Source organism: Streptomyces sp. NBC_00557 (assembly GCF_036345995.1).
Classification (GTDB): domain Bacteria; phylum Actinomycetota; class Actinomycetes; order Streptomycetales; family Streptomycetaceae; genus Streptomyces.
Genome location: NZ_CP107796.1, coordinates 5801143 through 5819003, shown reverse-complemented (window position 1 = coordinate 5819003; position 17861 = coordinate 5801143). Strand labels below are relative to the sequence as shown.

The following is a 17861-nucleotide window of genomic DNA, read 5'->3' as shown; positions in this document are numbered from 1 at the left end:
TCGTCGGTGTGTCTGTCCGAGTGGCTCGCGTGCTGGGACGAGTGTCATGTGCCGTCTGCTGCGGGGGTGTTGACCGTGCGCGGCGGAAACGTGCCCTGGCGGCTTCCCGCCACAGCCGGTGATCGGTGCCGCGGGTATCCGAGACACCGTCAGCACCGTTCTCGCACAATGGACTTGCCGTTGGACCGAGCGCGCGGGGGCGATGAAACCATGGGCAGACTGCTGGAGTTCACCACGGACGACGGCGCGGTGGTCGTCGTGGAGAGCGTGGAGCCCGGGACCGGGACCCGCCTGGTGGGCCGCGGCGACGGCGGCCCGGCGGCCCAGGCGTCCCACACCTTCGAGGGCGCCCTGGACGGGGTGCGCTCGGCGGCCCAGTCCGCGCTGCGGGTGTTCCGTGACGGCAGCCTGCGCCCCGACTCGGTGGAGCTGGAGTTCGGGGTGAAGCTGACCGCGGAGGCCGGCGCGGTCATCGCCAAGGGCGCGGCCGAGGGACAGCTGGTGGTGCGCCTGGGCTGGTCGGCGCCGCACCCGGCCACCGCACCGCCGGCCGCGCCCGCCGCACCGGCCGGCATCCCGGAGCCGACGACCCGCTCATGACGGGCGCTTCCTGGCACGCCCGGATCGAGTGCCGGGGCCGGGTGGCGGGGGCGGGCTTCCTGGTCGGCCCCCGCACGGTGCCGACCTGCGCGCACCTCGTGCACCACAGTGAGCCGGGCACCTCCGCCCGCTCGGCTCCCCCCGGCTGACGAGCCCCGGCCTTCTACCTCTCCTGCGCGCCGCACAGAGCCTGTGACACGCCCGGGGGCCGCCAAGTACGCCCGTTCGGCGGCACCCCGCCCGGCCCCCTCCAGAAGGCGCCCGCCCCCGTGCCCCGCGCACGATGCAGGGAGAGGAGGACACCCGCCGACCGGGCGGGCGCCCACGCCCCGCGCACTCGGGAGGATCCGCCGTGACCGTCAGTCTGGAGCAGTTGCGCCGCTGCCACTTCGCCGTCGACCTGGGCGCGGCCCGCACCCGGGTGTATGTGAAGGGCGCCGGTCTCGTCGTCGACCAGCCCTCCGTCGCCGCCGTGAACACCCGGACCGGCGCGCTCATCGCGGTGGGCGAGTTCGCGGAGCAGATGACGGGGCGGACGCCGGCCTACATCCGGGTCGTACGGCCGATCTCCGGCGGCACGGTGGTGGACATCGAGATGGCCCAGCGCATGCTGCGGCAGCTGATCGGGGACAAGACGCGCCGTCAGCTGCGCCGGTACCTCCGGCTGCGCGCGGCGGCCTGCACCCCGCACGACGCCGATCCGCTGGCCCAGCGGGCCACTATAGAGACGCTGGTGGGGCTGGGGGCGAAGCGGGTGGAGCTGGTGGACACGCTGATCGCCGCGGCCGTGGGCTGCGGGCTGCCCGTGGAGCGCCCCGAGGCCACCATGATCATGGTGTGCGGGGCCGCCGCCACCCAGGTGGCCGTCCTCTCCCTCGGCTCCATCGTCACCGCCGAGCGGATCCCGGTGGGCGGCGAGGCCGTCGACCACGCGATCGTGCAGCTTCTGCGGCACGAGCACGAGCTGATGCTGCCCAGCCAGGCGGTACGGCCGCTGCAGGTCGCCCTGTCGGGCAACGGGCTGACCTCGCAGGGCCCGGAGCTGACCGAGATCCACGGCCGGGACGTGGCCACCGGGCTCGCGCGCAGCGTGAAGGTCGACACCGCCGCCGTACGCGACGCGATCCAGACTCCGCTGACCGCGGTCCTCGACGGCATCGGCAAGGTGCTGCGCGAGTGCCCGCCCGACCTGGTCGCCGACCTCGCCGACCGCGGGATCATGATGGTCGGCGGTTCGGCGCTGCTGCCCGGCTTCGACCAGATGCTGCGGGAGGCGACCGGCATGCCGGTGCACATCGCCGAGCGCCCCGACATCTGTGCGGCCCAGGGCCTCGGCGCGATGCTGGAGGGCCGGATCGAGCCGCTGGTCCTCAACCCCCTGGCGGCATAGGTCCGTTCGCTCCGAGCTCGCGCCGTCCGCCCCGGGGGCGGGCCTCCCGCCGGCGGCGGAGCGGCTGACGTGCCTGGCCCGGGGTCACAGAGCCACGTAGCACCGGACCGTCGTCCCGCCGTCCGCCGCGTGGATCCGGACCAGGTCCGCCAGCAGGTTGACCATCAGCAGTCCCCGCCCGCCCGGCTGTTCCGGAGGGGCCGGGCGGCGGCCGGCCAGGGGGTCGGCGAGCTTGCCCCGGTCACGCACCTCGCACAGCACGTGCCCGGCCTCGGCCCACACCGTGACCTCCCCGGAACCGCCGCCGTGGACCACGCTGTTGGTGGTCAGCTCGGCGATGATCAGCGACAGGTTCTCCAGGGCCCTCCCGGCCAGGCCCAGCCGTTCCCCGTGCCCGGTGACCAGGTGCCGTACGACGGGCAGGCCGTCCTCGTCGAAGGCGGCGGTGAGCACGCCCGGCCCGGCGCCGGGCGCGGGCGGCAGCGGCGCGTTGTAGCGGGCGACGACGTCCTCGGGGTCGTACGCCTCGCTGCCCCGCTGCGGGCCGGGGCCCGCGGGGATGACGACCGGGTGGGTGGCGTGGGCGTCGGCGAGGGCGCGCTCGTCCAGAGCGGAGGTGTCGTACGGGCACAGGATGGTGACCTCGCGGCCCCGGAAGGCGGCGTTGATCAGCGCCTCGTGCTGGGCGCAGGCCGGGTACTCGGCGGGGCTGCGGCCGGCCCAGACGGGCTCGCCGATGATGTGGACGCGCCGGCCGGGCGGCTGGGCGTCGGCGAAGGCGCGCAGCACGCCGGGGATGATCCGCCCGGGATTGCGCCCGGCCTCCCGCATGTCCAGGAACCGTACGGCCTCGCCGTCGGCCCCGAGCGCGTCCTGGATCAGCCGCAGGTTCTCCCCCGGCACGGCGACCGCGACGGGCGCGCCGGCCGCGAGCGCCTCGCGCACGAAGGGCACGGTGCCGGCGAGGTACTCCTCCCTGTCGCCGTAGAACAGCGCGGGATGCACGAAGGGCCCGGCCGGCCCGGCGAACGCGCCGGTCGTCTCACTCATGCCGCCGACGCCCCGATCCCCGGACGCCCGGACCGCGACGGCAGGCGCGGTGGAGCGGCCGGAGGGGTGTGCCTTCGGCCGTTGCGCCGCGACGCTGCGTCAGTTCCGGCTCCTCTCCCCTGTTCTCCCGTTCGCACGAAGGAAGGTGTGCCCCGAATGTGGCTCGTCTCACTCCTCCGGTACGACAACCGCGCGCGGCGAGCACAGCCGTACCGGCGCCCATGCGCGGACACCCCGGCCGGATCCTGGGCGCGCCACCGGCGGACGTCACCCGGACCGAGCTGGATCCGACGGCTCTGACCTTCATTTCCCACACCAGGCTCCGCCGGACGGCGGCGGTGATCACGGCGGGCGCGGCCCCGGACGGCCCCGCCCTCCCGGACGGACTGCGCACCGCCCCGCGGACTGCGGTGGACGGCACGGAGTGAATACGGCTCGTTCGGGCCGTGTGCTCAGTACGGCAGGATGCGTCCGGACGGTGTCCGGCGGTCGATCTCCTGCCCGCGCGGGGCGGCGGGGCGCCGGCTGACGCGTACCCGGATGCGACGGTCCATGACGCCCTCCCTCTGCCGAAAGCGGCCCGGCGATCGACGCCGGTAGGAGGTCCGTGCCCAGGACGCGGGCCGTTCAAGCATGTACGGGTCAACCAGGACACCCGCGTACCGCTGAACCGGTGTGCGACACGGCGACGCCCCCGGACGCGGCAAGGCCCCGGGCTTCCGCCCGGGGCCTGCAGAAATCGCGCGTGTCAGCCGGCGAACCGTGCCTGTCAGCCGGCGAGTTCCTTGCGGTCGCTGCCGCCGCTGATGGCGATCTTGCGCGGCTTCGCCTGCTCCGCGACCGGGATCCGCAGCTTCAGCACACCCGCCTCGTACGAGGCTTCGATCTTCTCGGTGTCGAGGGTGTCGCCGAGGAACAGCCGGCGGCTGAACGTCCCCGCGGGCCGCTCGGTGATCACCGTGTCGGTGTCGTCGCCGTACGCGGGCTTGCGTTCGGCCTTCACGGTCAGGACGTTGCGCTCCACATCGAGGTCGATGGACTCCGGGTTCACACCCGGCAGGTCCAGCTCCACGAAGAACGTGTCGCCCTCGCGCCAGGCGTCCATCGGCATGCCGGCCGGGTGCGCGGCGGTGCCCCAGACCCGATCGACGAGCCGTTCGAGCTCGCGGAAGGGATCCGTGCGCATCAGCATCTTCATCCCTCCTTCGAGGTTTCCCTGTGTCCCTGCATCCCTCGCTCTCCTACTGCTCTACCACACCTACGGAAATTTGATGCCTGTCGGCTCAACTTTTTTCGCCATCGCCGGCCTGAGCCACTCAGCACCGGATGCCGGTTACAGCCAGGACCGGGCAGAACGTTCAAGGTCTGTTCGGCAGCTTGAGTCCCCATCTGTCAACTTCACCCAGCCTGTCCTTGTCAATTAACCTGCGGTCGGCTATATGGATAAGCGGTTCTCGTCGGACCCGTCCACGACGACCGGTATCCGGAAGCGAAGGGAGAAGTGGCCATGCTCGTGCGTCCTGGCGCCCTGGGGGATCTCGACCGGCTCACGCACCGGCTGCCGTCCGCCACCGCGGCCGACAACGTCATCCCCGCGGACGCATGGCGTGACGACGACGCGCTGTACCTGCAGTTCGACCTGCCCGGCATGGACCGCTCCAGCGTCGAACTGACCGTGGAGCGAAGCACGCTGGTGCTGACCGCCGAGCGCCGCTCCCCCATCCCGTCCGACGCGCGTCCCGTACTCACCGAGCGGCCCACCGGACGGTTCGTCCGCCGCCTGACGCTGTCCGACGCGCTGGACGCCGACGCCGCCGAGGCCGCGTACGACAACGGCGTCCTCACCCTGCGCATCCCGGTGGCCGCGCACGCCAAGCCCCGCAAGATCGCCATCTCCGGTGGCTCGCCCAAGCAGCTCACGTCCTGAGAACCGTCGCCCGGGTTCCGGGTTCCGCACGTACCGCCCCGTCGAAGGAGGTTGTCCTCGTGGCCGCCCTGCTGTGGCCGCTCATCCCGCTCGTCACCGGTGTCGCCGCGAGCGTCTGGGCGTGGAGCACCGGACGCCGCCGCCCCGGACCCGGTCGGCACGGCACCTGGGAGGACCTCGACCGCCATCAGCGGCTGCGGACCGCACTGGGCCGCCACGAGCACTGTCAGGCGGCCTGAAGGGACGGCGTCGCCGCCCCTCCCTGCAAGATCGTCCTCCCCGGCTCGTCGGCTGTTACAGGCCGTATGCGCGGGTAACCGTGCGAAGAACCCACCGCCGGCAAGCGCGCGAAGAACCCACCCCGTTTCCCGCGCCGGCGGTGGCACGACGGCCGCCCGGCGCTCCGTCGGATCGCAGAAGGGGATCGCATGACGGACATCGACGCGGAGCGGACGCGTACCCGCACCATCGACGCGGAGCGCACGCGTGGACGCGCCCTCGACGATCCGCGGGCGTCCTCCCCGCCGGCAGCGCCGTGGTGGCGGTCCTGGCTCCTGGAGGGGCTGAGTGAGCAGACGGCCCGGCATCCGGGCCCGCACCGCACGCCCCACCCCGAGCAGGAGGGGCACCGGTGGTGGCGGGTGATGTGCCTGACCGGCGTCGACTACTTCTCCACGCTCGGCTACCAGCCGGGCATCGCCGCGCTCGCCGCCGGCCTGCTGTCCCCGCTCGCCACCCTGGTGCTGATCGCGCTGACCCTGTGCGGCGCGCTGCCGGTCTACCGGCGGGTGGCCCGTGAGAGCCCGCACGGCGAGGGGTCGATCGCCATGCTGGAGCGGCTGCTGCCCTGGTGGCCGGGGAAGATCTTCGTGCTGGTGCTCCTCGGCTTCGCGGCCACCGACTTCATGATCACGATCACGCTGTCGTCCGCGGACGCCGCCGCGCACGTGACGGAGAACCCCTTCGCCCCGCACTGGCTGCACAGTGCGCACCTGTGGATCGCGCTCGTCCTCGTCGGCGTGCTCGGCGCCGTCTTCCTCAAGGGCTTCCGCGAGGCCATCGGCATCGCGGTGGCCCTGGTGGGCACGTACCTGGCCCTCAACGTCGCGGTGCTCGCCGTAGCGGCCTGGCAGGTCCTCGCGCATCCGGTGGGCATCGGCGACTGGGCCCACGCGATGACCGCGCAGCACTCCTCCCCCCTGGCGATGGTGGGCGTCGCCCTGCTGGTCTTCCCGAAACTGGCCCTGGGCATGTCCGGTTTCGAGACCGGCGTCGCGGTCATGCCGCAGATCAAGGGTGATCCCTCGGACGCGTACGAGAAGCCTCGGGGCCGCATCCACGGGGCGCGCCGGCTGCTGACCACGGCCGCCGTCATCATGAGCTGCCTGCTCCTGCTGTCCAGTCTGGCGACGACGATCCTCATCCCGCAGAGCGCCTTCCAAAGCGGCGGACCGGCCAACGGCCGCGCGCTCGCCTACCTCGCCCACCACTACATGGGCGAGGCGTTCGGCACGGTGTACGACGTGTCGACCATCGCGATCCTGTGGTTCGCCGGCGCCTCCGCGCTGGCCGGCCTGCTGAACCTGGTCCCGCGCTACCTTCCGCGCTACGGCATGGCCCCCGAGTGGACACGTGCCGTCCGCCCGCTGGTGCTGGTGTTCACCACGGCGGCCGTCCTGATCACCGTGTGGTTCCACGCGGACGTGGACAAGCAGAGCGGGGCCTACGCGACCGGCATGCTGGTGCTGATGCTGTCGGCGTCCTTCGCCTCCACGGTCGCCGTACGCCGCCAGGGCCGCCTGAGGGCGACGGCCGGCTTCGGCCTGATCACCGCGGTCTTCGGCTACACGCTGGTCGCCAATGTCATCGAGCGTCCCGACGGCATCAGGATCGCGTTCCTCTTCATCGTGGCGATCCTGGTCACCTCCTTCGCCTCGCGCGTCCACCGGGCGTTCGAACTGCGCGTCGGCGAGGTCGTGTTCGACGACGAGGCGCAGCGGATCGTCGACGAGGCCGCCGCGCACGGCCCGCTGCGGCTCATCGCCCGGGAGCCGCAGGAGCGCGGCACCCGGTTCCGGCCGGGGGAGGGCGCCCCGGGAGCGCTGCCGTCGCGGCAGGAACGGCCGATCCTGCTGGAGGTGCTCGTGCGGGACTCCTCGGACTTCACCGCGGACGTCACCGTACGCGGCGCCGAAGAGGACGGGGTGCGCCTGCTGCGGGCGCAGGGGCCGACGGTGCCCAACACCATCGCGGCGATCCTGCTGGCCCTGCGCGACCGCACGGGCGAGGTGCCCCACGTGTACTTCAGGTGGACCGAGGGCGCCCCCATCAGCCACCTCGTCCGCTTCCTGGTCTTCGGCCACGGAGAAGTCGCTCCGGTCACCCAGGAGGTACTCCGCCGCGCCGAACCGGCCCGCGCACACCGGCCCCGCGTCCACGTCAGCTGACCCGAGGACGCCCTCCACGCCACCGGCGCGGGACGAGCAGGGCGAGGAGGGCGTCGCGAGGTGTTCCGCGCCGAACTCGGTGCAGCCAGGACGGCGTCATGAGGGCCTCCTCGCGAGCCGGCTTCCGCGCGGGTTCGCGGTGCCATGTCACCAGGGGATCCTCAGTACGGCCGGGTCGTGCGGTCCAGGCGTACGACGACGATGGCGATGTCGTCGTCGGCGCCGCTGGCGAGGCCCAGGCGGGCGAGGAGGGCGTCGGCGAGGTGTTCCGCGCCGAACTCGGTGCAGGTGGCAAGCGTGGAGGTCAGTCGGGTCAGCCCGGCGTCGATGTCCTCACCGCGGCGTTCGATCAGGCCGTCCGTGTAGAGGACGAGGGTGTCGCCGGGAACGTAGGTCGCGTTGGCCTGGGGACGTGGTCGGGGCGGGCGCCCAGCGGTGGGTCGGTGGCCTGGTCGAGCAGGTCGCAGGAGCCGTCCGGGTGCAGCAGGACGGGCGGGGGGTGGCCGGCGCTGCTGTAGACGAGCAGGTGGCTGTGGCAGTCGACGAGCACCTGGACGGCGGTGGCGGCCAGTGCTCCGTCGACCGAGCGCGCGTAGAGCCCCAGGACCTCCAGTGCCTGGGCGGGACCGTGGACGGTGCGGGTGGCGGCGCTCAGCGCGCTGCGGAGCCTGCCCATGACGGTGGCGGCCATCAGCCCGTGGCCGACCACGTCGCCGACCGTGACGGTGAAGCGGTCCCCGGGCAGGTCGACCGCGTCGTACCAGTCGCCGCACACGTTCAGTGATCCGGTCGCGGGCAGGTAGCGCACGGCGATGTTCGGGTGCCGGGCGAGGTCCGGGGAGTGGAGCATGGCTTCTTGCAGGGCGACTGCGACGCGCCGCTCACGGGCGTGGGCCTGCCGCAACTCCTCGTTCAGCTGCTGCAGTTGCCGCGCCCGGGCGTACAGCTCGGCCTCCATGGCCGCTTCCCGGCCGGGACTGACCGACTGCTGGCCCGCCGTGCGATGGGCGCGGACGACGTCGGTCATGTCCTCGGAGCGGTGGATGATCCAGATTACCTTTCCGTCCGGGCCGATCACGGGCACGTTGATCGCGGTCCACCACCGCTCCTTGAACACCTCGGGGCTGCCGGGGACCGGGATGTCGTACTTCTGCAGCGCCATGTGATCGGTGTGCCCGGAGGACAGGACGCGGTGCAGCGAGGCCTTGAGCGTGTCCACCCCGTCGGCCTCCGGGTCGGCGGGGTTGTCCGGGAACGTGTCGAAGAGGTACCGCCCGAGCAGCTCGGCCCGGCTCCGTCCGGTCACCTCGCAGAAGGCCACGTTGGCATCGGCGATCACCAGGTCCGTGCCGAGCACGAGGCACGGGCTCGGAAGGGCGGAGAACACCCCTGGGTAGTCGATGTTCGGTGTCACACGCGTTTCCCGCCAGTCGCTCCCTCCTCAATCTACCGACATGTCCAGCTCCCGCACCCCCCGAGCCGCCCCTGAGCAGCAGCGGCGCACGCTCACCGGACGCACGCCGTGATCCGAACGCCGTTCCACCCGCCCCCGTCACCCGGCCCGGGCACTCCCAGCACCGCGTTTACGCACCCGCCCCCCGGCAGATCCACTCCTGCGGCGTCATCCCCGCGCTCGGCCGCTCCCCTCTGGACACGACGCTCGTGACCGACGGGACGTACGCATCTCGGCGTTCCGGTTTTTCGGTTTACCTCGCGGCGGGCCTTGCTGCTGGTGGTGACTGTGCGTCTACAGGGCTCCCATGCGATCTCAAAGGTCCAGACCAGGCCGTACCGGATCCGCATGACCATGCACGGGGGAGAAAGACAGCACAACAGCTTCAGCATGCGCCTCCCCGTGCCGCTCGAGCTTCACGAGGGGGAATCCTTTGGGCCGCATACGAGCCCTCGGCGGGACGGCAATCGCGGCCGCCGTCCTCAACCATCGCTCAGACATCAAGGATCATGTATATTGATATACGCCTACGTATACACAGGGGGCGCCATGAGCCGCACCGTGATCGATCTCGACGACGAGGCGCTGGAGGCCGCGGCCAAGGAACTGGGCACCACGACCAAGCGCGACACCATCAACACCGCCCTGCGGGAGGTGACGGCTCGCTACCGGCGACTGCGCGCGCTGGCAGAAGCCCGCGAGCTGGTCGCCGACGGCGCCCTGGACGTGGACGTCCTCCTCGACAAGAGCGCATACCGGCCGACCGGCGGGCAGGACGGGGTCCGCGACGCAGGAGCGGATGCGTGACCGTCGCCGACTACCTGATCGACACCTCCGCCCTCGCCCGCGTCCTGCTCGGCCGGACCACGGCCGAGTGGGACGACAGGATCGGCGCGGGACTCGTCGCCCTGTGCGACCTCACCGAACTGGAAGTCCTCTACTCAGCCCGCTCGGCAGCGGACCGGGAACGCGTGAAGCGCGCGCTGGACGCCCACTACACCTGGTGCCCCATGCCCGACGGCATCTACCGGCGCGCACGCGTCGTCCAGGAACTGCTCACCGCCGAGGGAGAGCACCGCAGTGCCGGCCCCGTCGACCTGCTGATCGCCGCTGCCGCGGAAGAGGCGGGGCTGACACTGCTCCACTACGACCGCGACTTCGAAACGATCGCCCGTACGACCGGACAGCCGGTAAGGACGATCGATCTCAAGGCCTGACAGACGCCGTCCAGCACGCAGTGAGCGGGCACCGGGCCCGCCCGCCTTCACAGCCCATGCCGGTCGAGAATGCTCATCAGCTTGCGCCTGCGTTTCAGTTCTGTCCGCAGGCCGGCGAGATACCCGCCGAACACCTCCTCGGTGCCCAGCGCACGATGGCAGTCACGGACGCCCTGCAGCAGCCGCGCCAGGTGCTCGTAGGCGTGGTCCCCCGTCGGCTCCTTCGCCCGCTCGACCAGCCGCAGGTACACGCCGAGCGCCTCGGCCGGGCGCGTCTCGCGCGACAGGTCGGCGAGCTGCTCCCACTGCCGGTCGTCGGCGCGGCCGGGGGCCTCCCGCCAGGCGGCGTCCAGGTCGCCGTCGTCGAGCAGCGCGTCGATCAGCACGGGCCCGCCGTACCGGCCGCCGCGCTCCCGACGGGCGTCCTCCTCCAAGGCGGCCAGCGCCGCCGCGCGCTCGGCCTCCCAGCAGTCCACAGCCCCGGCGGCGGAGCGCAACTGCCGGTAGGCGGCCAGGGACCGCTCGACACGGAACCGGTCCCGGCGCACCGCGACCGCGTCGGCCGCCCGCCCCGTCTGCGCGTACCGCACGCACACGTAGTCGACCAGACGGCCGTCGATGTACGTCTCGGCGGCACACTCCTGCAGTCCGCGCTCCGCCCAGCCGAGCGCCTCGTCCGCACGTCCCGCCGATTCCAGCTCCTCGGCGATACGCAGATGAGTGGCACCGGACGGGTCGAGGTCCTGCGCATGCAGGGCGACCAGCGCGTCGACGTCACCCGCTGCCTTGATCAGACGCTCCATCAGGTACCGCTCCGCCCAGCCGGACGGCCTGCGCCTGAGCGCCTCAGCCGCCAGCTGCCGCGTGCGGGCCAGTCCGCGCGGCCCCAGCACGTCGGCATAGTCGAGCGGATCCAGGTCTGTCACGTCGTTGCTGTCGTCGAGCACCGTGCCGACCAGCCACTCGGCCAGCTGGTCCGGATCTGGGCGGGCGACCCCGCAGGCCTCCACATGGGCTTCGGCCACCGCGGCGGCGGCCTCCCCGACCACACCCTCGGAGTCGTCGATCTCCCCGTATGCCTCCCCCAGCACCCGGATCGCCTCCTCGGCCAGACCGACCGCCTGTGCCGCCCGCCCGTCGGCGGTCAAGGCGCGCAGGGCGCTCGCCGCCTCGGCGACCTGCCGCGCATACCCGGAGGCATCCGCGTACTCGATGTAGCCGTACCGGGCGAACGGCCGCGGATCGATCAGGGCGATGATTCGATCCCGGACCGTACCGAGGTCGGAACGAGCAGCGGCTGCCCGCAGCTCCAGACGCCGACGCAGTTCCCGGTCCTCGGCGATCTGCTCCCGCACCAGCGCCAGGAGTTCGTCACGTGACAGCGCCGAAAGCCACGCCTCCAACGCGGAAGACCGCGCCCGTGCCGCGGCCCGCTGATGCGGGATCGTCTTCGCCCGCCGCAGCACGGTCAGCCCGACCGCCACACAGTGCTTGCAGAAGTTGCCCTCCTGCCCGTACGGGCAGCCGCACCACCCCGAAATGCCCTGGCCGCCACCGAGAGTGAGCTCCACCTCGTAGACATCCGTACCGTGCACCACGGCGGTGACCGAGCCCTCCCCCACCTCCAGTCCGCTCACCGCGTCCAGATACCCCAGCCCCCGCTCGAAGGACCGGGCCCCGGCCAGCGCCCTCAGATCGTCCTCGCCGAACCCCACCACTTTCCGTGCCACACCGGTATTCAACCGCGGAAGGCGCGCTGCCGACCGACCTGAACGAAGAGTGGATGGAGGCCCCGCTGCATGGGACTCGGCCTTGCCGGCCAAGGCCCGCCCCTACCCGATCGGGACAGAAATCGGCGAGACAGGCCGCCCTGCCCACCGAACCCACTGCATAGCCACATACGAGACCGCCCAGTGGCCTTCGATACACCACTCCAGCGGACGCGCCGGGATCGGTCACGTCCGCTGGAGTGGTGTATCGACGGCCACTCGGTGATCTCGTTTTGAGGCTATGCGGTGAGTTCGGTGGGCAGGACGGTCTCGTCGGTTTCTGACCCGATCGGGTGGAGGCGCGCCTTGGCCAGCAGGTCGAGTCCCATGTAGCGGCGGGTCTCGGTCCACTCGTCGTTCTGCTCGGCCAGCACCGCACCGACCAGGCGGATCACGGCGGAGCGGTCGGGGAAGATCCCGACCACGTCGGTGCGGCGGCGAATCTCCTTGTTCAGCCGCTCTTGCGGGTTGTTCGACCAGATCTGCCGCCAGATCTCGCGGGGGAAGGCGGTGAAGGCCAGCAGCTCGTGCTGGGCGGCGTCGAGGTGTTCGGCGGCCTTGGGGAACTTGGCCTCCAGGGCGTCGAGGACGTGCCGCAGCTGGGCCTTCACCGCATCGGAGTCGGGTTGTTCGAAGACGGTCCGTAGCAGCGTGGCGACCCAGGGCTGGGCGGACTTGGGGACCTGACAGAGCAGGTTGCGGGCGTAATGGGTGCGGCATCTCTGCCACGAGGCGCCGGGCAACACGGCGCCGATGGCGTCCACCAGGCCGGCGTGAGCGTCGGAGATGACGAGCTGGACGCCTGTCAGGCCGCGGGCGATCAGCGAGCGCAGGAAGGCCAGCCAGCCGGCGCCGTCCTCGGCGGTGGCGACGTCCAGGCCGAGGATCTCGCGGTGCCCGTCGGCGTTGACGCCGACCGCGATCAGGGCGTGGACGTTGATGACGCGGCCGCCCTCGCGGACCTTCTGGGTCAGCGCGTCGACCCAGACGAATGAGTAGGGTCCGGCCTCCAGTGGCCGGTTGCGGAAGGCGGCGACCTGCTCGTCCAGGTGCTTGGCCATCGCGGACACCTGGGACTTCGACAGCTGCGTGACGCCGAGGGACTCGGCAAGTTTCTCGACGCGGCGGGTTGAGACACCGAGCAGGTAGGCGGTGGCGACCACCGAGATGAGGGCCTGCTCGGCCCGGCGTCGTCGTTCCAGTAGCCAGTGCGGGAAGTAACTGCCGGACCTGAGCTTGGGGATGGCGAGTTCGACGGTGCCGGCGCGGGTGTCCCACTCGCGCCGGCGATATCCGTTGCGGTGGTTGACTCTCTCGGCGCTGACCTGCCCGTATTCGGCGTTGCAGAGGGCGTCGGCCTCCGCGGACATGAGCGCGTCGGCGAACGTTTTGACCATCGCGCGCAGCAGATCGGGACTCGCCGCGGCGAGGTTGTCTTCCGCGAGAGCGTGCAGGGGCAGACTGTCGGGTGCGGTCATCGTGCTGATCTCCTTCGGGCTTCGACACCTCGAAGATCAGCCGGTGGCCGTTCATCTATGCGGGCATCATCCCGACGCCGGAGCAAACCCCCGGATCAGGTCGAACCCGTACACCATCTCCATGGACGCAACCCGCACTTCCTGTTTTCGCAGGTCATAGCCACATGTTCATGCGGTGCCCCCCTGCCCTTTCCTGATCTTAGCCGGTCGTTCTGGCCTCTTGCGGGTCCCTGGGCGCCGTCCGGGGCCCCTGGCGGGTACCTGAGCGCCTTGAGGCATGCTGAGGCGCTTCACCGCGCACGAGGCCGCTGGTCACCGCTGCGCGTGGGTGGTGCCCCGAACAAGAGAGCAGCGGAACAGCATTCCAAAGCGCAGAGGCTCCTCCCCAGCACTCGGGGCGGTTCCTCTGTGGCCGGTGCCGTAGGCCATGACGTCCTCTCACAGCCCAGAGCGTTCGGACAGGCTCGCGACTCCTTGTGAATCAAACGCCCCACCCATGGACATCGCAGCGTGGTCCAATTGCGAGAGCGCGATGAGGGCCGGGGGCAGTACGTGAGCGGAACGAATTTCTCGAGGTCGGACGCTGGCGGCAGTGCTGGAGCTGGCGGCTTTGATTACCAGCATCGAGTGACAGCATGGTTCTGCACCCATGCTCTGGCAGGTACGGCCGCGGCTCCCGTTCGGCGCGTGTGGAAGGGTGAGGTACGACGCGTTGCGTGCGAGACGGGTCAGCCCGTTGACGACTGTTTCGTCAGCACGACGGACGGGATCGTCTTGGCAGTGCAGGCCAAACGCTCGATCGATCTCTCTCAGGGCGGGTCGAGCGAGCTCGCGAAGACGGTCGAGCAGTTCGTCCGACAGCACCATCAGCCTGGGCACGCTGAAGACCATCTGGTCCTGGCCACGTCCCCCGCCGCGTCCAGGAAAGTCCGGAGTGACCTGCCGAGGGTCCTAGACCGCTTGCGTGCTGCCGATCCTTCCAAGGCTGTAAGTGATCTGGTCTTGAACGCGGATCAGACCTCCGCTTACGAGGTATTTGCGACCCATGTGGAGCGTGCGTGGGAGGGAGTCACAGGCGCTGGTCCTTCTGCTGCGGAACTTCGGGCCTTCCTCTCCTGTTGCTACGTAGTGGTACTGGACGTCGAGCCGGATGGGTCGGACGAACGGGAAGCTCGTGGGTTGCTGCGATCGGTGTTGGTTGACGCGCAACAGGCAGATGCTTCATGGGACTTGCTGCTGCGGGTCTGCGCGAGACTCGCTGCTGATCAGTCGGCTGCGAATGTCGGGGCTTCCACCTTGATCGCGGACACCGGTTGTCATGCAGCGATGGCCAGCGTAGTTGATCTCTGTTCGAAGGCGACCGGCGCGAGGTAGCCGATTGTGGAGTGCCTGCGCCGGTGGTTGTAGAAGCCGAGCCAGCGGAAGACCGCGAGCCGGGCGGCTCGTTCGCTCGGCCAGCCGCGCCGGTCGGGAAGGATCTCCCGCTTGAGCGAGGCGAAGAACGACTCCGCGGCGGCGTTGTCCGCGGAGGTGCCGACCGCTCCCATGGATCGGAGAATCCCGGCCTGGTGGCAGGCGTCGGCGAACGCCTTCGACCCGTACTGAGCCCCGTGATCGCTGTGGAAAATGATGCCGTCCCCCTGTCCACCGCGAGTGCGGACGGCCGCGTTGAGCGCGTCGATGACGAGCTCGGCCCGCATGTGCTCGGCCATCGACCAGCCCAGCAGGCGACGAGAGAACACGTCGATGACAGTGGCCAGATAAAGGAATTTCCCGCCGGCGACGGGCAGATAGGTGATGTCACCGACCCAGGCCCGGTCGGGGGCGGACGCGGTGAAGTTCCGCCGCAGCAGATCGGGCACCGCCTGGGCGGCGGGGTCCGGGATCGTGGTGCGGTGCCGCCGCTTCAACCTCCGCCCCTGGATGCCGTGTTGGCGCATGAGTCGCTCGATGCGCTTGCGGTTCACCATCACACCGCCCGCGCGGAGTTCGGCGGTGATCCGCTTGGCCCCGTACGTCTTCCCGGACTCTGTGTGCACCTTGCGTATCCGCCGGGTGAGCGCGGCGTCGTCGGCCTTCTTCGCTGCGCGCGCCGGGGCGGTCTTCAGCCACCGGTAGAACCCGGACCGGGACAGATTCAGCACGGTGCACAGCCGCTTCACGCCAAAGGCGTCGCGATGGTCGGCAACGAACTCGAAGCGGCTCACCAGTTCGTCTCGCCCGCAAAATACTTGGCCGCCCGACGCAGGATGTCACGTTCCATCTCCAGCTCGCGGACCTGCTTGCGCAAGGCCGCGATCTCCGCGTCCTTCGCGGACTCCGCGATCGCCTCGGGCCTCTCGGCCTTCTCCGCGGCCTTGATCCACTGCCGCAGCGTCTCGTGGTTCACGCCGAGCTCGGCGGCGATGCGTGAGACAGGCCGGCCCGACGAACGGGCCAGCGCCACCGCGTCGGCCCGGAACTCCACCGGGTACTTGTAGGTCCCCACCTGGGACTCCTCTCCCTGGACTCAAGATCCAGTGTCGAGGTGTCCACGATCAAGGTGGAAGGCCCCACAGCCACGACGGCTGACGCTGCGCCGCACGCGCGTGGTGATGTAGCCATCCCTCGTGCGGCAGCCCGTCACAGTCCGGCACCTCGCACGCCCACCGCCGCGCCGACACCTCATCAGCCCGGATGAGAGCAGCAACCTCCCCACGAAGCTGATCCAAACTCATGCCGCGCGGGTCCGGCAGACTCTCAATCGCACGACGCTTCGACCACCCGCCGCTCACCGCTCGCCCTCCGACAGCCGCCGCTCCAGCTCACGCCGCAGCTGCTCCATCCGGCTCCGACGGTCCTCATCGCCCAGCTGCATGACGTCCGCCCCTTCGGCACCGTCCGCCGCGGACGCCAGTGACGACTCCTCGCCTACGGCCCTGCGCTCGACCTCGGCCGCAACCTGGAAGTAGCGCAGCAGCTCGCCCGGCGTCAGCTCCCTCGGGTCCAGGCCCTGCAGCCGAGCCACAGCCTTCCCGAGAAATGCCTGGGCCAGCTTGGCGTGACGACGGGCGATGTCACGGCGCGCCTGGCGCTGCTCGGCGAGGAACACGCGGTCCTGCTCGCGGTCGTACGCGGCCGCCCGCATCACCCACGTGTACTGCTTCGACCACCGCCCCAGGAGCGTCCGGGACTTGCCCAACTCCTGTGCCACTTTCGTGACACTCCGGGCTGGGCCGAGATCCCGGTACAGAGCGAACGCCTCGAACGCCTGGGGAGATTCATGGCTCTGGCGCTCCCAGGGGTCGACGACACCCCGGCCATCCACCGACTGGCCTTCCTTCTCCCCATGCGCCCTTGAATCACAGCCGCGTGCAGGCACAAGGGTACGGGTGGGTCAGAACCCTCACTCGTGAAGCCGCACGTCGACGGTCCGCTCAGTGCACCAAGCTCAGTGTCCTGCCGGCCTTGTGCTCACTGAAGGGTTCGCCGCCGCCCACCACTGCCGTCTTGGTCAGCCCGAAGAGCATCTTCTGCATCTCCTCCCCCGTGACGCCAAGCTCATCGGCCACGTCACCGGGGCGAATGCCCTTGGACCACAGCCCCTGGAAGACCTTGGTCAGGATCTGCGACGTCTCCCGCTTCTTCAGCCCCTGCGGCTCGTCGGTGCGGTATCCGCGCGCGCTCAGCTCGGCGCAAGTGGAGCGGTACTGCCAGTCGGTGAGCAGGCCCAAGTCGTGCATCCGGTACGTCAGCGCCATCGCAGAGACTTTCCAGATGCGCTTGCCCTGGAGGATCTGGTCGACCCGAGCTCCGGCGGGCATGTGTCCGAGCACGCTGGCGGCCGGCATCAGGAAAGCACTGGCAAAGTCGTTCGCCTGCCGCTCGGCTTCGGGCCCGCTGCAAGGACGCTCGCCACTGGCGTGCATCACCAGGTGGCCCAGTTCGTGGGCGGCGTCGAACCTGCTGCGCTCGACGGACTTCATCGTGTTCAGGAAGACGAACGGGACGCTGCCTCGCCACACGGCGAAGGCATCCACCTCCAGTGAGTCCGGCGGCAGGGAAAAGACCCGAACGCCGTGCGCTTCCAGCAGGTGGACCATGTTGGGTGCTGGAGCGTTGCCCAGTTCCCAGCGGGTACGCACCATTTCCGCGGCTGTCTCAGGGTCCGGCTTGCCCAGGGATGGCAGGTCTGGCCCGGGCAGGTGAAAACGCTCGTCGATCCAGTCGTACAACTGCGCGGCAAGGGTGCCCGCCGCCCGTGCCGAGTCCAGAACACGGGGTGGCGTCTTTGTTCGGGCACGCCACGAGATGCCCTCTGCAGGCAGCTCGTCGACCTCCGGGCCGCTGAAGAACTGCTCCGGAAAATCGAGCGCCTCGGCGATCCGCCGGACGGTAGGCGTTCGAGGCGACGTACGCCCTGTCTCGTAGTTCGACAGACTCTGCAGGGACACACCGGCCCGCTTGGAGAGTTGTGCGAGGGTCAGTCCCCGGCGCTTCCGGGCCAGCGTGATGCGTGATGGAGTCACCATGGTGGACTGCCTCGTTTGT

At 70.5% G+C, this 17861-nt stretch carries 16 protein-coding genes and 1 pseudogene; 9 read left to right on the top strand and 8 right to left on the bottom strand.

Going from position 1 to position 17861, the window contains the following annotated elements; translation table 11 throughout:
• Positions 1–210 precede the first annotated feature (210 nt).
• From OG956_RS25420 to OG956_RS25410, 3 genes are all read left to right on the top strand, one after another.
• Positions 211–600, top strand: a complete 390-nt coding sequence (locus OG956_RS25420) for a CU044_2847 family protein (RefSeq protein ID WP_330340303.1) — start codon at positions 211–213, stop codon at positions 598–600.
• Positions 597–749: a hypothetical protein gene (locus tag OG956_RS25415; RefSeq protein WP_330340302.1), complete on the top strand. Its 153-nt coding sequence runs from the start codon at positions 597–599 to the stop codon at positions 747–749. The genes OG956_RS25420 and OG956_RS25415 overlap by 4 nt, the downstream gene beginning before the upstream one ends.
• A gap of 203 nt (positions 750–952) precedes the next feature.
• Positions 953–1990 carry a rod shape-determining protein gene (locus tag OG956_RS25410; RefSeq protein ID WP_330340301.1) on the top strand — a complete coding sequence of 346 codons (1038 nt, stop codon included), beginning with the start codon at positions 953–955 and terminating at the stop codon, positions 1988–1990.
• A gap of 84 nt (positions 1991–2074) precedes the next feature.
• On the opposite strand, the gene OG956_RS25405 is transcribed toward OG956_RS25410, so the two are convergent.
• Entirely contained in the window at positions 2075–3040 is a 966-nt protein-coding gene (locus OG956_RS25405; RefSeq protein WP_330340300.1) for an anti-sigma factor RsbA family regulatory protein, read from the bottom strand.
• Positions 3041–3198: 158 nt separating this feature from the next.
• Between OG956_RS25405 and OG956_RS25400 the strand changes: the two genes are divergently transcribed.
• Positions 3199–3468, top strand: a complete 270-nt coding sequence (locus tag OG956_RS25400) for a hypothetical protein (protein WP_330340299.1) — start codon at positions 3199–3201, stop codon at positions 3466–3468.
• A gap of 341 nt (positions 3469–3809) precedes the next feature.
• On the opposite strand, the gene OG956_RS25395 is transcribed toward OG956_RS25400, so the two are convergent.
• Positions 3810–4232: an Hsp20/alpha crystallin family protein gene (locus OG956_RS25395; protein ID WP_330340298.1), complete on the bottom strand. Its 423-nt coding sequence runs from the start codon at positions 4230–4232 to the stop codon at positions 3810–3812.
• Positions 4233–4547: 315 nt separating this feature from the next.
• Between OG956_RS25395 and OG956_RS25390 the strand changes: the two genes are divergently transcribed.
• The 3 genes from OG956_RS25390 to OG956_RS25380 all read left to right on the top strand — a co-directional run bounded on the left by OG956_RS25390 (position 4548) and on the right by OG956_RS25380 (position 7414).
• Positions 4548–4967, top strand: a complete 420-nt coding sequence (locus tag OG956_RS25390) for an Hsp20/alpha crystallin family protein (protein ID WP_330340297.1) — start codon at positions 4548–4550, stop codon at positions 4965–4967.
• 59 nt (positions 4968–5026) lie between these two features.
• Positions 5027–5206 (top strand): hypothetical protein, encoded by a 180-nt coding sequence (locus OG956_RS25385; RefSeq protein ID WP_330340296.1) that lies wholly within the window; start codon positions 5027–5029, stop codon positions 5204–5206.
• 189 nt (positions 5207–5395) lie between these two features.
• The gene (locus tag OG956_RS25380) at positions 5396–7414 is read left to right on the top strand and encodes an amino acid transporter (protein ID WP_330340295.1); all 2019 of its coding nucleotides are present in this window, start codon (positions 5396–5398) and stop codon (positions 7412–7414) included.
• 161 nt (positions 7415–7575) lie between these two features.
• Here OG956_RS25380 and OG956_RS25375 read toward each other — a convergent pair.
• Positions 7576–8753, bottom strand: a pseudogene (locus OG956_RS25375) (SpoIIE family protein phosphatase).
• Positions 8754–9416: 663 nt separating this feature from the next.
• On the opposite strand from OG956_RS25375, the gene OG956_RS25370 reads away from it, so the two are divergent.
• Positions 9417–9674, top strand: coding sequence for a type II toxin-antitoxin system VapB family antitoxin (locus OG956_RS25370; RefSeq protein ID WP_330340294.1), 258 nt, complete (start codon positions 9417–9419; stop codon positions 9672–9674).
• Positions 9671–10084 carry a PIN domain nuclease gene (locus OG956_RS25365; protein WP_330340293.1) on the top strand — a complete coding sequence of 138 codons (414 nt, stop codon included), beginning with the start codon at positions 9671–9673 and terminating at the stop codon, positions 10082–10084. The genes OG956_RS25370 and OG956_RS25365 overlap by 4 nt, the downstream gene beginning before the upstream one ends.
• A 47-nt stretch (positions 10085–10131) precedes the next feature.
• Here OG956_RS25365 and OG956_RS25360 read toward each other — a convergent pair whose 3' ends face one another.
• The 5 genes from OG956_RS25360 to OG956_RS25340 form a co-directional block, all read right to left on the bottom strand.
• Positions 10132–11814, bottom strand: coding sequence for an SWIM zinc finger family protein (locus OG956_RS25360; RefSeq protein WP_330340292.1), 1683 nt, complete (start codon positions 11812–11814; stop codon positions 10132–10134).
• Positions 11815–12092: 278 nt separating this feature from the next.
• Complete coding sequence (locus tag OG956_RS25355) at positions 12093–13331, bottom strand: IS256 family transposase (RefSeq protein WP_330340291.1); 1239 nt, start codon at positions 13329–13331, stop codon at positions 12093–12095.
• Positions 13332–14647: 1316 nt separating this feature from the next.
• A protein-coding gene (locus OG956_RS25350; protein WP_443065564.1) for an IS3 family transposase occupies positions 14648–15819 on the bottom strand; the annotation gives its coding sequence in 2 pieces (ribosomal slippage) (positions 14648–15555 and positions 15555–15819; 1173 coding nt in all).
• A 282-nt stretch (positions 15820–16101) separates the two neighbouring features.
• Entirely contained in the window at positions 16102–16524 is a 423-nt protein-coding gene (locus OG956_RS25345) for a hypothetical protein (protein ID WP_330340290.1), read from the bottom strand.
• A 223-nt stretch (positions 16525–16747) separates the two neighbouring features.
• Positions 16748–17842 carry a helix-turn-helix domain-containing protein gene (locus tag OG956_RS25340; RefSeq protein WP_330340289.1) on the bottom strand — a complete coding sequence of 365 codons (1095 nt, stop codon included), beginning with the start codon at positions 17840–17842 and terminating at the stop codon, positions 16748–16750.
• Between the last annotated feature and the right edge of the window lie 19 nt (positions 17843–17861).

What these genes read in the sequence shown, in the direction of transcription:
- OG956_RS25415 (WP_330340302.1), top strand. Translation starts at nt 597, where the DNA reads ATGACGGGCGCTTCCTGGCACGCCCGGATCGAGTGCCGGGGCCGGGTG.
- OG956_RS25405 (WP_330340300.1), bottom strand. Translation starts at nt 3,040, where the DNA reads ATGAGTGAGACGACCGGCGCGTTCGCCGGGCCGGCCGGGCCCTTCGTG.
- OG956_RS25380 (WP_330340295.1), top strand. Translation starts at nt 5,396, where the DNA reads ATGACGGACATCGACGCGGAGCGGACGCGTACCCGCACCATCGACGCG.
- OG956_RS25355 (WP_330340291.1), bottom strand. Translation starts at nt 13,331, where the DNA reads ATGACCGCACCCGACAGTCTGCCCCTGCACGCTCTCGCGGAAGACAAC.
- OG956_RS25420 (WP_330340303.1), top strand. Translation starts at nt 211, where the DNA reads ATGGGCAGACTGCTGGAGTTCACCACGGACGACGGCGCGGTGGTCGTC.
- OG956_RS25370 (WP_330340294.1), top strand. Translation starts at nt 9,417, where the DNA reads ATGAGCCGCACCGTGATCGATCTCGACGACGAGGCGCTGGAGGCCGCG.
- OG956_RS25395 (WP_330340298.1), bottom strand. Translation starts at nt 4,232, where the DNA reads ATGCTGATGCGCACGGATCCCTTCCGCGAGCTCGAACGGCTCGTCGAT.
- OG956_RS25390 (WP_330340297.1), top strand. Translation starts at nt 4,548, where the DNA reads ATGCTCGTGCGTCCTGGCGCCCTGGGGGATCTCGACCGGCTCACGCAC.
- OG956_RS25340 (WP_330340289.1), bottom strand. Translation starts at nt 17,842, where the DNA reads ATGGTGACTCCATCACGCATCACGCTGGCCCGGAAGCGCCGGGGACTG.